The organism is Stappia sp. TSB10GB4, from assembly GCF_900185745.1.
Lineage (GTDB): Bacteria > Pseudomonadota > Alphaproteobacteria > Rhizobiales > Stappiaceae > Stappia.
On sequence record NZ_FYAV01000051.1, the window covers coordinates 89197 to 102360 of the forward strand.

Sequence of the window (13164 nt, forward strand, 5' to 3'; positions counted from 1 at the left end):
CGTTGCTCCTGGAGCCCGCTCGTCGAGACGGGTAGAAATGCAGGCCCGATCGAATGCCGCGCCAGATGACCTTCGCCAGGATCCGGGACGTGCTGCTCAGCCTGTCGCTGGTTCTGGCGGTCGCCCTTGCCTGGCCGTCGATGGGCAAGCTCCCGCCGCGCTCCGGGCCGGCCGGCCCGCACCCTCCGGCAAGCGTCGAGGCCGCCGCTGCGGAGGCTCCCGCCAGCAACGCCGCCGCCATCAGGTCTTCCCACGGGGCGGCGCACGATCACCACCGCATGTCGCCCGATTCTGCCCCCAACTCTGCGCCCGACGCGGCTCCCGACGCCGCTTCCGGCTCTGCGCCCGATTGCGCGCCCGACATGGGCTGCTGCGTCATGACCCAGTGCCATCCCGGCCTGGCGCTGGCCCTGCCCGAGATGCCGCGGACGGCCTCCTTGCGGGCGCATGAGCCGGGCCGTCCAACGGCCGCGGCCGGGATCGACCCGGCAATCCTGGTGCCGCCACCGCGCATCCTCCCTGTCTGATCGACCCTGAGACCAGTCAATCATTCAAGGAGATCTTGAGATGAACACATTGAAATTCGCGGCCGCTGCAATCTTCGCGGCGTCCCTGTCCACCCCGGCGCTCGCCCAGGACGAGGCAGCGTTCCAACTCCCCGAACAATGCACTGCGGGCAGCGCCATGGGCCATGCGGGCCATGGCGCCATGCAAGGTGGCGGCGCGTCGGGCATGATGGGCATGGAGGGCATGGACATGGCCGGCATGACCGAGTTCCAGCGCCAGAACATGGAGAAGATGGCGGTCACCATGCCGGCGATGATGGAGGGCATGATGCAGGGCGACCCGGATGTCGCCTTCGCCTGCGCCATGATCGCCCATCATCAGGGCGCTATCGACATGGCCCGGATCCAGCTCGAACACGGCAAGGACCCGTGGATCCGCGCCCTGTCCGAGCAGATCATCGAGGCGCAGGTCCAGGAAATCGCCGACATGACGCGCTGGCTGGCCGACAACGCCAGGTAGCGGACCGCGAGGTCGCCGAAACAGGGGCCGCGCGGCGCGGCTGCGTGGCCCCGCTCACAGCCACAGACCCACAAGGGCCGCAAGGCCCGTCATGGCCGAGGCCAGGGTCACCGGCAGCCCCAGCCGGAGGAAATCGGCGAAGCGATAGGCCCCGAGCCCCATGACGATCATGTTGCTGTGGTGGCCGAACGGGGTGAGGAAGTCGATCGAGACGCCGAGCGCGAGGGCCAGCAGGAAGGGCTCCGGCGGCAGGCCGGCCGCCTGGGCGATGCCGATCGCGATCGGGCCGAGCACGATGGCGGTCGAAGCGTTGTTGACGAACGGTGTGACGAGGACCGCAAGCAGCAGCACCGAGGCGATGAGAGGCAGGTCCGTCGAGGGCAGCGCCGACAGCAGCAGGTCCGCCAGCAGCCGAGCGGTTCCGGTGGTCTCGACCGCCTCGCCGAGCGGAATCATCGCGGCCAGCATGATCAGCACCGGCCAGGGCAGGTTGGCAAGCCCGTCGCGCAGGTTCAGCCAGTCGGCGAGCGCCAGCGCCAGAACGACGAGGCCGAAAGCGATCTGGGGTGCGACCGGGGCGAAGGCGGCAAGTGCCACGCCGCCGAGGAAGACGCAGAGCGGTCGCCAGTCGGGCGGGTCGGTCCGCACGCTTTCGGCAGCCTCCAGGGCGAGCATCTCGGTCTCCTCCAGCGCCTCGCGCAGCAGGTCGGGTTCCCCTTCCAGATAGAGCACGTCGCCGATCGAGAGCTGAAGATCGGCGAAGCCGCCTTCGATCCGGGGCGACTGCAGCGACGCGGCCCGCGTGACGATGCCTCTGGCGGCCAGCGCCTCGATGGTGGCGATGCGGGATCCGACCACGGTGCTCTCGGGCATCACCACCGCCTGCAACGAAACGCCGCCCGGCGGGCCCGCGCCGAGGTCGAGAGCGCCGTCGGCGCGAAGACGCGCCAGTCGGCTGTGGTCGATCCCGATCAGCAGCCTGTCGCCCGCCTCCAGCACCGCGACGCGCGGCAGGAACTGCCGCTTTCCCGCGCGGGTCACGGCATGGAGCTCGAACGGCAGACCGGCCGGCGAGGCCCCGACAAGCGGGGAGCCGGCCGGGACCACGCCTTCGGCGACGACGCTGCGGGAGGGCAGCGAGGGCGGGGCGGGCGTCGCCGCGCCGCCGCCGGTCACGGGCAGGATGCGCGGGGCGAGGAGACACAGGACGGCGATCCCGGCAAGCGCCGCCGGCAGGCCGGCAATGGCATAGCTGAAGAACGAAAAGCCCGTGCCGGTGGCCAGTGCGAGCTGCTGACTGACGATCAGATTGGCGGGCGTGCCGACGATCGAGCACACGCCGCCGAGCAGCGAGGCGAAGGCGATCGGCATCAGCACGAATTTCGGATTGAGATCGCTGGCGCGGCAGACACCGAAGGCGACCGGGATCATCAGGGCCAGCGCGCCGATATTGTTCATCACCACGGACAGGGCCGCGGTGAGGGCGCACAGGGTCGCCAGCAGCCCGGTCGGGCCGAGCTGCAAGGCGACGATCCGGGCGGACAGGCGCTCCAGAAGGCCGCTTCTCGACAGCACCTTCACCACCAGCAGGATCTCGACGACGGTGATGAAGGCCGGGTTGGCGAAGCCGGCAAAGGCGTCGGCCGGCCCGACAAGGCCGAACAGGACGCCGAGCGCGAGGCCGGTCAGCGCCACCACCTCCATCCGGAAGCGGTCGACCAGGAAGACGACGAGCATGCCGCACAACAGGACGACGAGAAGGAGCTGTTCGAGCGCGAGGAGGGGGCCGCCGTCCATCACGCCGGAGTCCTTTCTGGAGTCCTTTCTGGCGTCCTTTCTGGCGTCCTTGCCGGGGGTCTTGCTGGAGTCCTTGCCGGGGATTTTTCCGGGCGCGGCGCGCGGCGGTGCCGGAGCCCGGCGAGACCCGGCATCGCCTCAGACCGTCTCGGCGCATGCCTCCCGCCCGGCCTGTGCGTCGGCGAAGAGTTTCCAGCTTCTCGGGCGGAAGGCGATCCGGCTGCGCAGGGCGGCGGGATGATCGGCGGGAAGCTCGATTTCGACGATCCGGCGATCCCCGCCAACGGCCAGTTCCACCCGCCGCGTCGCCTCGACACGGCGGCTGGACACCACCACTCCGGCGATGCAGCCGCCGCAGCCCTCCACGAGTTCGACGTCGTGAGGCCGGAAGAACAGGTGCGCCGGGCCGTCCGGAACGTCGACGGCGGCAAGACCGAGGCTCCGGTCGTCGATCCAGACCCCGCCAGTGTCGACCCTGACCGGCAGTCGGCTCGATTCGCCGATGAAGCCGTAGACGAAAGGGGTAAGGGGCCTGTCATAGACGTCATCGGCCGATCCCACTTGCTCGATGGCCCCCTGGCTCATGACGACGACGCGGTCGGCAAGCTCCAGCGCCTCCTCCTGGTCGTGTGTGACGAAGACGGTGGTGTGGCCCGTGGTCTCGTGGATCTCGCGCAGCCAGCGCCGCAGATCGCGCCGCACCTGCGCATCAAGAGCACCGAACGGCTCGTCGAGCAAGAGCACCTTCGGCTCGATGGCGAGCGCCCTCGCCAGCGCCACCCGCTGGCGCTGGCCGCCGGACAACTGGCTGGGATAGCGGTTCTCCAGGCCCGGAAGCCGGACAAGCTCGAGCAGCTCCGACGCCCGCCGGCGGATCTGCGCCGCCGAGGGGCGCAGGCGGCGCGGCCGCACCTTGAGGCCGAAGCCGATGTTCTCGGCCACCGTCATGTGACGGAACAGCGCATAGTGCTGGAAGACGAAGCCGACATTGCGCTCCTGCACGGTCTTCTGCGAGGCGTCGTCCTCGCCGAAGAAGATCGCGCCGGAGGTGGGGAATTCGAGCCCGGCGATCAGGCGCAGAAGCGTCGTCTTGCCGGACCCGGACGGGCCGAGCAGGGCGATCAACTCGCCCGAGCGGATGTCGAGCGAGACGCCGTGCAGGGCGGGGAAACGGTCGAACTCCTTGCGGATGTTGCGGATGCTGAGTTCCATTGCGGTCTCCTCAATGCCCTCTGCCGGTGGCGGCGATCTGGTCGGCGTAGCGCCATTCCAGCCATGACTTGACGATGAGCGTGACCAGCGCCAGCCCGGCGAGCAGCGAGGCCAGCGAAAAGGCGGCGACCGAGGCATACTCGTTGTAGAACAGCTCGACCTGCAGCGGCATCGTCACGGTCTGGCCGCGCAGCTTGCCGGACAGCACCGCGACGGCGCCGAACTCTCCCATGGCGCGGGCATTGCACAGCAGCACGCCATAGAGCAGCGCCCACTTGACGTTGGGCAGGGTGACGAACAGGAAAGTCTGCCAGCCATTGGCGCCCAGCGACAGCGCCGCTTCCTCGTCGCCCGTCCCCTGATCCTCCATCAAGGGGATCAACTCGCGGGCGATGAAGGGAAAGGTGACGAGGATCGTCGCCAGCACGATGCCCGGCACCGCGAAGATGATGCGGATCCCGAAATTCTCCAGCAGGAAGCCGCCGATCAGGGAGTTGGAGCCGAGCAGCAGGATATAGACCAGACCGGCGACGACCGGCGAGATGGAGAACGGCAGGTCGATCAGCGACACCAGCAGGGTGCGGCCGGGAAAGCGGTGTTTGGCGATGGCCCAGGCCGCCGCGATGCCGAAGATCAGGTTGCACGGCACCGCGATCGCCGCCACCAGCAGCGTCAGCCGGATCGCCGCCAGGGCTTCGGGATTGCGGAAGGTCGCGAGATAGTCGCCGAGGCCCGACCGCAGGGCCTGGGTGAAGACGGTCGCCAGCGGCACCAGCAGGAACAGCGACAGGATGGCCACGACAACGGCGATCAGCGCGTATTGCACGGCGCGCGTCTCGGTCGTCGGCGAGGTGCGCGGCGACGGCGCCGCGGCGGAGCGCGTGGCGGGGAGGCGCCTGGCGGGGGGATGTTTGGCGGGGATGCGGGCGGCAGGGTCAGACACGGCCGAACCTCCGTCTGCTCCATGCCTGGATCAGGTTGATCAGCAGGAGAATGACAAACGAGGCCGTCATCATCACGGCGGCGATGGCGGCGGCGGCGGGGTAGTTGTACTCCTCGAGCCGGAACACGATCAGCAGGGGAAGGATCTCCGTCTGACGCGGCAGGTTGCCGGCGATGAAGATCACCGAGCCGTATTCCCCGACCGCCCGGGAGAAGGCCAGCGCGAACCCGGTCAGGATCGCCGGGACGAGGTTGGGAAGAAGCACCCTGACGATCGTCGTCAGCCGCGAGGCGCCGAGCGTTGCCGACGCCTCCTCGACCTCGCGATCGAAATCCTGCAGGACCGGCTGCACCGTGCGCACCACGAAAGGCAATCCGATGAAGATCAGCGCGATCAGGATGCCGAGGGGCGTATAGGCGATGCGGATGCCGAGCGGGGCGAACAGTTGGCCGATCAGGCCGGTCGGTGCGTAGATCGCGGTGAGGGAAATGCCGGCGACGGCCGTCGGCAGCGCGAACGGCAGGTCGACGATGGCATCGAGAACGCGGCGCCCGGGAAAGCTGTAGCGCGTCAGCACCCAGGCGACGAGCACCCCGATCACCACATTGACCAGCGCCGCAAGGGCGGATGTGCCGAAGCTGAGGCGCAGCGCCGCCTGGAACCTCGCCCCGGTGACGATGCGCTCGAAGGCGGCCCAGTCGAGCTGGAACGTGTGGATATAGATGCCGATCACCGGAACGATGACGATGATCGACAGGTAGAAGAGCGTGAAGCCGAACGTCAGCCCGAAGCCCGGAATGATGCTCGGCGCGCGAAAGTGTGTGACTGCCATCGGCCGCACGGTCCCTCGGAGTTGCCGGCAAGGACGGGGGCGCGGATCCGCGCCCCCGCCGGTGACGGACTGTCTCAGTTGTCCTGGTAGATCTGGTCGAAGACGCCGCCGTCGCCGAAATGCTCCTGCTGGGCGACGGCCCAGCCTCCGAACACCTCGTCGATGGTGATCAGCTCGAGATCGGGGAAGCGGGCGACATCCTTGGGATCGGCGTGCTCCGGATATTGCGGACGATAGTAGTTGGCCGCGATGATGCGCTGGGCCTGCGGCGTGTAGAGATACTCTAGATAGGCCGTCGCCAGTTCGCGCGTGCCGCGCCGGTCGACATTGGCGTCGATGACGGCGACCGGCGGTTCGGCGAGGATCGACAGCGACGGCACGACGATGTCGAAGGAGCCCGGCCCCAGTTCCTCCAACGCGAGGAAGGCCTCGTTCTCCCAGGCAAGCAGCACGTCGCCCAACCCCCGTTCCACGAAGGTGGTCGTGGCGCCCCGCGCGCCGCTGTCCAGCACCGGGACATTGGCATAGAGACGGCCGACGAAGTCGCGGGCGGCGGCATGGTCGCCGTCGGAGCGCTTCAGCGCGTAGCCATAGGCGGCGAGATAGTTCCAGCGCGCGCCACCCGAGGTCTTGGGATTGGGGGTGATGACCTCGACGTCGTCGCGCACGAGATCGTCCCAGTCGAGGATGGTCTTCGGATTGCCGGCGCGGACCAGGAAGACGATGGTCGACAGATAGGGCGAGGAATTGAGCGGCAGTCTCGCCTGCCAGCCGGGCTCGATGAGGCCGGCCTTCTCCACGGCGAGAATGTCGCCGGCCAGCGGCATGGTCAGCACATCCGCGGCAAGGCCGTCGATGACCGTGCGGGCCTGGGAGCCGGACCCGCCATGCGTGACGGTGATCTCCACCTTTTCGCCGGTCTTCTCCAGCCAATGGGCGACGAAGGCGGCGTTGAACGCCCGATAGAGTTCGCGCGTCGGATCGTAGGACACGTTGACCAGCGTCTGCTGGGCAAAGGCGATGCCGCTGACATGGACAGCCGCCGCAAGGACCGCCGAGAACAGCAGGGAGCGTCGAGAATGGATCATATCCGCCTCCGTTTTGATAAGTTCCAAAACTCTATCGATATTATAGTGTATTGAAATGCGCTCCTTTGCCAAATGGTTCCTGCGCAAGGGAACAGATTTTCAGCGATCCGGTCCCGGTGGGCATTTGAATTCGGCGTGGCGGCCGGCGGCCGTCAGAGCGACCCGCCCGAGCGCGAAACGCTCTGAAGACCGGCGCCGTCGAGGGGCAGGTCGTCGCCCTCGGCACGGAGGCTGTCGGCAATGGTCGTGCGGTCGAGCACCTCGCGGGTGGCGATGGCCACGCGCGCGAAGACGCGCCGGATCTCGCAGCTCTGCTCGCTGCCGCAGTCCTGGCAGCGGCGATAGGCCATACGCGACAGGCAGGGCAGCGGCGCGATCGGGCCGTCGATGATCCGCAGAACCTCGCCGAAGGTGATGTGTTCGGCGGGACGCAGGAGCAGATAGCCCCCCGCCTTGCCGCGCCGGCTGGCGACGATGCCATGATGCTTCAGATCGAGAAGGATCTGTTCGAGGAACTTCTTGGGAATGTTCTGCTGCTCGGCAATCTCCGAGATCATCCGGGTTTCCTCCGGCGACTCGACCCTGGCCAGGGCGACCAAGGCCCTCAATGCGTATTTCGCCTTCTGGGAAATCATCGTCTCGGTCTTTTCCTTACCCGTGCCGGGTGCCTGAAAGTGGCGCTCTGCCGGTGGCTCCACCTTGGTCATGGCGACCTCGGCGGTCAACGTCGTTGCGGGATCTGCCTCGGATTCCAACTGAGCCCCCGCTTCGGCCGTCCTCGGCCCGTCTTCCGAAAGATATCCAATTAACCCGACCTATGTGGTCGTGTAAATTCCCAACGCTCCTGACAGGCGTTTGGTGCGGCACCGTCCGCCTGCCTCCGTATCGCCTCCCTCCGCATCGCCGCTGCAGCCCTCCCGTTCCCCTCCCGCGGCCCTGCGCCGGCGAGATCGCCGTCCGGCGGCGACCTCGCGAAGATTTCCTATGGACGACACGGCGATCCCGCTTGCCTGGGCCCCGCTTGCCTGGCGATTGTCGAAGGCTGGGCCCGCGCCGCCGGAGTGGGTGATGCGCGGGGCAAGACTGGGCAAGACGGGGGCAGGGCGGACGATGAACGAGACGGGGCTGAAACGGGACGACGGCACGCGCGCGCCCTTGCGCATCCGCGCGGCGGGCGAAGCGGACATGCCGGCGGTTGAGGCGATCTATGCCCATCACGTGCTGCATGGTCTGGCGACCTTCGAGGAAGTGCCGCCGACGGCGGACGAGATGAACGCGCGGCGCCAGGCGGTGATCGCCGCCGGCCTGCCCTATCTCGTCGCCGAAAGCGAGGGACGGATCCTCGGCTATTGCTATGCGACCGCCTACCGGCCGCGCCCGGCCTACCGCCACACGGTCGAGGACTCGGTCTATGTCGCCGAGGGCCATGGCGGCCGCGGCATCGGCGGCGCGCTGCTCGGTGCGTTGATCGCCCGCTGCGAGGAAGGACCCTGGCGGCAGATGCTGGCGGTGATCGGCAACAGCGGCAACGAGGGCTCGATCGGGCTGCATCGCCGCTTCGGCTTCGAGACGGTCGGCACGCTGCGTTCGGTCGGCTTCAAGCTTGGCCGCTGGGTCGACACGGTGCTGATGCAGCGGCCGCTGGGAGAGGCGGACCGGACCCTGCCGGGAGGCTGAGGCGGCGCCGGCCGGCAGCGGCGCTGTCACGCGGCTGTCGCAGGAGAGGCGGATTGTCCCCGGCTGAGCGATTTGCGGAGCTGGAGGCGCCGGGATGTCACCGACTTCTTCCGCCTGGGACCGGGTCTATGCCGACCTGAAGGCGCGGATCGAGACCGGCACCTTCGGCTCCGGCAGCCGGATCCCCTCCCAGACGGACCTTTCCCAGAGCTACGGGGTGCCGCGCCATGTGGTCCGGCGCGCGATCGAGCGGCTGAAGCAGGACGGGCTGATCGGCAGTTGGCAGGGGCGCGGGGCCTATGTTCCGGCCCGCAAGCAGGTCTACAGGATCGACCGGCGAACCCGATTCGGCACCAACATGCGGGAGAACGGCTGCGACGTGCGCATCGAGATCCTGGTGTTGCGGCAACGCGGCCGCGCCTCCGCCGAGGTGGCGAAGATGCTGGCGGTGTCGCAGCGCGAGACGGTGCTGGTCAGCGAGATCCTGCATGTCGTCGACGAGGTGCCCACCACCATCGGCCGGCATTATTTCGACCCCAAGCGCTTTCCGGACATGCTCGACCTGATGTCGGCCTCGGCCTCCTCGCCGGCCGCCTTCAAGCGGCTCGGCATCGATCACTACACCCGGTCGGAGACGACGGTGAACACCAGGCTGCCGACGCCGTCGGAAGCGGTGACGCTGGACATCGCGCCGTCGCAGCCGGTGTTCGAACTGGTCGGCTGCAATGTCGACGAGCAGGGCAGCCCGATCGAGGTGACGGAGGCCATCGTGCGCGGCGACCGCATCCGCCTGCTGATCTGAGCGGCCGGTCTCGCCAAGCCCGCCACTTGGCATGAAGCTTCGATGTCAGGCACTGCCCCGGGCCGGTTGCGTCAACCGGCTGTCATGAACAGCCGCTTTGAGTGTCGCCGTCGCACGCACCGCCAGCCGCCAACGACCTCCCCATCCGTTGCGCCGGCCTGTCGGATGCGCCGTACCGTTTCACCCTCGACGGGAGCCCGAGATGCTCAAGCACATTGCAGTCGCCACCACGATCGCCCTGGCCATGGCCGGGGCCGCGGAAGCGAAGGTGACGATCACCTGCCTCACCACCGCCGGTCACCTGACCCGCCAGCACGAACCGCTGATGCAGCGCTTCAACGAGATGCAGAACGACATCGAAGTGGTCTACGCCGCGCCGGCCAAGGACTATTCCGACGTGCATCTGCGCCTGTTCCGCGGCTCCGCCACCAACACGCTGCCCGATTGCGCCTTCGAGGCGTTCAACCAGCTTCCCTCGCTCGCCCGGGCGCTCGACGCGCGCGGTCAGATCGCCGATCTCGGTGCGCTGATGGCCGGCGAGGCCGAAGGCTGGAAAGAGGCCAACTACACCGACAAGATGCTCGATCTCGGCCGCGTCGACGGCAAGCAGTACGGCATGCCGTTCAATGCCTCGGTCATCCAGTGGTACTACAATGCCGATCTGGTCCGTCAGGCCGGCGGCGATCCCGATGCCTTCCCGACCACCTGGGAAGGTGTGATCGAACTGGCCGGCAAGATCTCGGCCCTCGGCCCGGACATCGACGGCATGGCCTACTCCGTCGAGCAGTGGAGCGACGACTGGCCGTTCCAGGTGCTGATCCTGCAGCAGGGCGGCCGCATGCTCAACGAGGCCGGCGACACGGTCATGTTCAACCAGAACGACCATCACATCAACGCCATGAAGCTGGCGCGCAGCCTGGTCGAGGCCGGCGTCTACAACCCGGACGTCAACCAAGGCGACCAGTTGCGGCAGTTCACCGTGGGCAAGATGGGCATCTACGCCTCCTCGCCGGCCGGTGCCCGCACCACCGAGGAGCGGGTTGGCGGCGCGTTCGACCTGCGCAGCGCCGTCTTCACCCTGACCAACGAGGCGGAAGGGCTGCTGCCGTCCGGCGGCAACGCCGCCATCATCACCACGCAGGACCCGGAGAAGATCGCGGCGGCGTGGGAATACATCAAGTTCATCACCGGCCCGGAAGGCCAGGAGTTCGCCGCCAAGATCACCGGCTACCTGCCGACCAACCTCGGCGCGCTGGCTCCCGAGCGGCTGGGCGCCTATTACGAGGCCAATCCCTACTACGCGACGCCGTCCAACCAGTACCACCGCGCGGGCCCCTGGGCCGGCTATCCCGGCACCCAGTCCGAGAAGATCTGGCGTGACCAGAAGTCGGTGATCCGCGCCGTGATGCTGGGCGAGAAGACCCCGGAGGAGGGCGCCGCCGAACTGGTGTCGATCGCCGAGACCCTGATGAAGCGCTGACCGCGCCGCCCCTGGCGCAGGCGGCCCCCCGCCGCCTGCGCCATTCCGCCGTCGGTTCCAGGAGATCATCATGGCCAAGCTGAGCTTGAACGGGATTTGCAAGTCATTCGGGAAGACCGCCATCCTGAAGGACATTTCGCTCGACATCGAGGACGGCGAGTTCGTCTCGCTGGTCGGCCAGTCCGGTTGCGGCAAGTCGACCCTCTTGCGCGTCATCGCCGGGCTGGAGACGCCGGACAGCGGCGAGATCCGGATCGACGGCGCCCGCGTCAACGATGCGGCGCCCAAGCACCGCAACATCGCCATGGTGTTCCAGGACTACGCGCTCTACCCGCATATGAGCGTTGCCGAGAACATGGGCATGCCGCTGATCATGGCGCGCCTGCCGCTGCACGCACGCCTGCCGCTGCTGCGGCACCTGGCGCCCGCCCATGCGCGGGAGCGGCCCGGCATCCAGCGCGACGTCGCCGAAGTGGCGCGCAAGCTGCGCATCGAACACCTGCTCGACCGCCGGCCGGCCCAGCTTTCCGGCGGCCAGCGCCAGCGCGTGGCGCTGGGACGGGCGCTGGTGCGCGACCCGAAGATCTTCCTGATGGACGAGCCGCTGTCGAACCTCGACGCCAAGCTGCGCGTCCAGGTGCGGCGCGAGATTTCGGAACTGCATGCCAGCTCCGGCCTGACCTTCGTCTATGTCACCCATGACCAGGTCGAGGCGATGACCATGTCGAGCCGAGTGGCGCTGATGCAGGGCGGCACGATCCTGCAGATGGGCGCGCCGAACACGCTCTACGGCAACCCCGACACGGTGGATGTCGCCCGCTTCATCGGCAGCCCGGAGATCAATATCCTGCCGGGCACGCTGGAGAACGGCATCGTCCGCTGCGGCGAGATCGCGCTGCCCGTTGCCCCGGCCGCCGGCGGCGGTCTGCGCTCCGGCGCGGTGCAGGTCGGCGTGCGGCCCGAGCATATGGTGCTGGAGACGGTGCCGGAACTTGCCTATCCGGCGCGCGCCGGACGCGGCCTGTCCCTGACTTTCCGCAAGCGGATGATCGAGGATCTCGGCGGCGAGGTGCTGGTGCATGGGCGCCTCGACGGACATCCCGAGCACGACGTGCGCATCCGGGCGCAGAAGAGCGAAGCCTATGGCTGCGGCGGCAGCCTGTCGGAGGCGCGGGACTGGGAGGTGCGCGTCAACCCGGCCCACATCCTGCTGTTCGACGCCGGCGGCATGCGCCTGCGCGCCGAGCCGGTGCTCGCGGGCGACCAGGCCGAGCCCGCCGCCCTGCAGGGCGGGCTGCGCAAGAAGCTGGATCTGGTGTGATGGCCGCCGCAACCGCAACGACCGCAAGTCCGCTTCAGCGCGCCCAGGCGCGGCTGGCCTATTGGCTGGTGGCCCCGGCGACGCTGCTGATCCTGCTGATCTATATCGTGCCGATCGCCATGGTGATCGCGGCCAGCCTGACCGACTACACCTTGGTCAGCGACTATTTCGAGTTCGTCGGCCTCGACAATTACCGGCGGATGGCGACCGACGACCAGTTCGGCAATGCGCTGCACAACACCTTTGTCTTCGCGGTGATGTTCCTGCCGGCGGCCTTCGTCGTCAGCCTTGTGCTGGCGATCGCCATCCAGGAGCGCAAGCAGTTCCGCTCGATCCTGGAAGTGCTCTACTTCCTGCCGGTGACCTCGACCCTTGCCGCCATGGCGCTGGTCTGGGCGGCGCTGCTCGACAGCCGGCAGGGGGTGATCAACGGCGTCATCGCCGCGCTCGGCCTGCCGCCGCTGAACTTCCTCGGCAGCCAGGACCTGGTGCTGTTCTCGCTGGCGCTGATCTCGCTGTGGAGCACCATCGGCTTCAACATGGTGCTGTTCCTGGCGGGCCTGACGGCGATCCCGAAGAACCTCTACGAGGCCGCCGCGATCGACGGAGCCGACCACCCGCTCGACCGGTTCTTCAAGGTCACCTGGCCGATGCTCGGGCCGACGGCGATGTTCGTCGCCATCACCACCTCCATCACCGCCTTCAAGCTCTTCGACGTGGTCGCCATCGTCACCCGCGGCGGACCGGACAAGGCGAGCGAGGTCTATCTCTACCTCGCCTTCCTGGAAGGGTTCGAATATTTCAACATGGGCTATTCCGCCGCCCTGTCGCTGGTGTTCCTGCTTCTCATCCTCGTCTTCGCGATCATCCAGGCCGTCGTCGTCGACCGCCGGGTCCACTACTGAGGTATGCCCGTGACCCCCTTGCTCCAAGACGGGCCGTCCCGCCCGTCCCGCTTCGACCTGCCGGCGCTGTGGCGGGCGGTT

The 13164-nt window shown here is 68.0% G+C and carries 13 protein-coding genes; 7 read left to right on the top strand and 6 right to left on the bottom strand.

Going from position 1 to position 13164, the window contains the following annotated elements; translation table 11 throughout:
• The first annotated feature begins 53 nt into the window (after nt 1-53).
• Together TSB10GB4_RS13160 and TSB10GB4_RS13165 are read left to right on the top strand one after the other, a co-directional pair.
• Nucleotides 54-527, top strand: a complete 474-nt coding sequence (locus TSB10GB4_RS13160) for a hypothetical protein (RefSeq protein WP_208984765.1) — start codon at nt 54-56, stop codon at nt 525-527.
• A gap of 40 nt (nt 528-567) precedes the next feature.
• Nucleotides 568-1026 carry a DUF305 domain-containing protein gene (locus TSB10GB4_RS13165; protein WP_186396126.1) on the top strand — a complete coding sequence of 153 codons (459 nt, stop codon included), beginning with the start codon at nt 568-570 and terminating at the stop codon, nt 1024-1026.
• A 54-nt stretch (nt 1027-1080) separates the two neighbouring features.
• Here the strand turns inward: TSB10GB4_RS13165 and TSB10GB4_RS13170 are convergent, their stop codons facing one another.
• The 6 genes from TSB10GB4_RS13170 to TSB10GB4_RS13195 all read right to left on the bottom strand — a co-directional run bounded on the left by TSB10GB4_RS13170 (nt 1081) and on the right by TSB10GB4_RS13195 (nt 7533).
• Nucleotides 1081-2823 carry an SLC13 family permease gene (locus TSB10GB4_RS13170; protein WP_186396127.1) on the bottom strand — a complete coding sequence of 581 codons (1743 nt, stop codon included), beginning with the start codon at nt 2821-2823 and terminating at the stop codon, nt 1081-1083.
• Between the two features lie 138 nt (nt 2824-2961).
• Nucleotides 2962-4035 (bottom strand): sulfate/molybdate ABC transporter ATP-binding protein, encoded by a 1074-nt coding sequence (locus TSB10GB4_RS13175; protein WP_186396128.1) that lies wholly within the window; start codon nt 4033-4035, stop codon nt 2962-2964.
• Nucleotides 4036-4045: 10 nt separating this feature from the next.
• A complete protein-coding gene (gene cysW / locus TSB10GB4_RS13180; protein ID WP_186396174.1) occupies nt 4046-4957 on the bottom strand; it encodes a sulfate ABC transporter permease subunit CysW in 912 nt (303 codons plus the stop codon).
• A gap of 13 nt (nt 4958-4970) precedes the next feature.
• A complete protein-coding gene (cysT, locus tag TSB10GB4_RS13185; RefSeq protein WP_186387422.1) occupies nt 4971-5810 on the bottom strand; it encodes a sulfate ABC transporter permease subunit CysT in 840 nt (279 codons plus the stop codon).
• Nucleotides 5811-5884: 74 nt separating this feature from the next.
• Complete coding sequence (locus tag TSB10GB4_RS13190) at nt 5885-6898, bottom strand: sulfate ABC transporter substrate-binding protein (RefSeq protein ID WP_186396129.1); 1014 nt, start codon at nt 6896-6898, stop codon at nt 5885-5887.
• Nucleotides 6899-7050: 152 nt separating this feature from the next.
• The gene (locus TSB10GB4_RS13195; RefSeq protein WP_186396175.1) at nt 7051-7533 is read right to left on the bottom strand and encodes an Rrf2 family transcriptional regulator; all 483 of its coding nucleotides are present in this window, start codon (nt 7531-7533) and stop codon (nt 7051-7053) included.
• 475 nt (nt 7534-8008) lie between these two features.
• Between TSB10GB4_RS13195 and TSB10GB4_RS13200 the strand changes: the two genes are divergently transcribed.
• The 5 genes from TSB10GB4_RS13200 to TSB10GB4_RS13220 all read left to right on the top strand — a co-directional run bounded on the left by TSB10GB4_RS13200 (nt 8009) and on the right by TSB10GB4_RS13220 (nt 13083).
• Nucleotides 8009-8575, top strand: coding sequence for a GNAT family N-acetyltransferase (locus TSB10GB4_RS13200; protein WP_186387501.1), 567 nt, complete (start codon nt 8009-8011; stop codon nt 8573-8575).
• Between the two features lie 94 nt (nt 8576-8669).
• On the top strand, nt 8670-9377 hold the full coding sequence (locus tag TSB10GB4_RS13205) for a GntR family transcriptional regulator (RefSeq protein WP_186396130.1): 708 nt from the start codon (nt 8670-8672) through the stop codon (nt 9375-9377).
• A gap of 202 nt (nt 9378-9579) precedes the next feature.
• Nucleotides 9580-10857, top strand: coding sequence for an ABC transporter substrate-binding protein (locus tag TSB10GB4_RS13210; RefSeq protein WP_186387425.1), 1278 nt, complete (start codon nt 9580-9582; stop codon nt 10855-10857).
• Nucleotides 10858-10927: 70 nt separating this feature from the next.
• Nucleotides 10928-12178, top strand: coding sequence for an ABC transporter ATP-binding protein (locus TSB10GB4_RS13215; RefSeq protein WP_186396131.1), 1251 nt, complete (start codon nt 10928-10930; stop codon nt 12176-12178).
• The gene (locus TSB10GB4_RS13220; protein ID WP_186396132.1) at nt 12178-13083 is read left to right on the top strand and encodes a carbohydrate ABC transporter permease; all 906 of its coding nucleotides are present in this window, start codon (nt 12178-12180) and stop codon (nt 13081-13083) included. Before TSB10GB4_RS13215 ends, TSB10GB4_RS13220 begins: the two co-directional genes overlap by 1 nt.
• The last annotated feature ends 81 nt before the right edge of the window (nt 13084-13164 follow it).

What these genes read in the sequence shown, in the direction of transcription:
- TSB10GB4_RS13195 (WP_186396175.1), bottom strand. Translation starts at nt 7,533, where the DNA reads ATGATTTCCCAGAAGGCGAAATACGCATTGAGGGCCTTGGTCGCCCTG.
- TSB10GB4_RS13160 (WP_208984765.1), top strand. Translation starts at nt 54, where the DNA reads ATGCCGCGCCAGATGACCTTCGCCAGGATCCGGGACGTGCTGCTCAGC.
- TSB10GB4_RS13165 (WP_186396126.1), top strand. Translation starts at nt 568, where the DNA reads ATGAACACATTGAAATTCGCGGCCGCTGCAATCTTCGCGGCGTCCCTG.
- TSB10GB4_RS13200 (WP_186387501.1), top strand. Translation starts at nt 8,009, where the DNA reads ATGAACGAGACGGGGCTGAAACGGGACGACGGCACGCGCGCGCCCTTG.
- TSB10GB4_RS13175 (WP_186396128.1), bottom strand. Translation starts at nt 4,035, where the DNA reads ATGGAACTCAGCATCCGCAACATCCGCAAGGAGTTCGACCGTTTCCCC.
- TSB10GB4_RS13170 (WP_186396127.1), bottom strand. Translation starts at nt 2,823, where the DNA reads ATGGACGGCGGCCCCCTCCTCGCGCTCGAACAGCTCCTTCTCGTCGTC.
- TSB10GB4_RS13190 (WP_186396129.1), bottom strand. Translation starts at nt 6,898, where the DNA reads ATGATCCATTCTCGACGCTCCCTGCTGTTCTCGGCGGTCCTTGCGGCG.
- cysT (WP_186387422.1), bottom strand. Translation starts at nt 5,810, where the DNA reads ATGGCAGTCACACACTTTCGCGCGCCGAGCATCATTCCGGGCTTCGGG.
- TSB10GB4_RS13205 (WP_186396130.1), top strand. Translation starts at nt 8,670, where the DNA reads ATGTCACCGACTTCTTCCGCCTGGGACCGGGTCTATGCCGACCTGAAG.
- TSB10GB4_RS13210 (WP_186387425.1), top strand. Translation starts at nt 9,580, where the DNA reads ATGCTCAAGCACATTGCAGTCGCCACCACGATCGCCCTGGCCATGGCC.
- TSB10GB4_RS13215 (WP_186396131.1), top strand. Translation starts at nt 10,928, where the DNA reads ATGGCCAAGCTGAGCTTGAACGGGATTTGCAAGTCATTCGGGAAGACC.
- TSB10GB4_RS13220 (WP_186396132.1), top strand. Translation starts at nt 12,178, where the DNA reads ATGGCCGCCGCAACCGCAACGACCGCAAGTCCGCTTCAGCGCGCCCAG.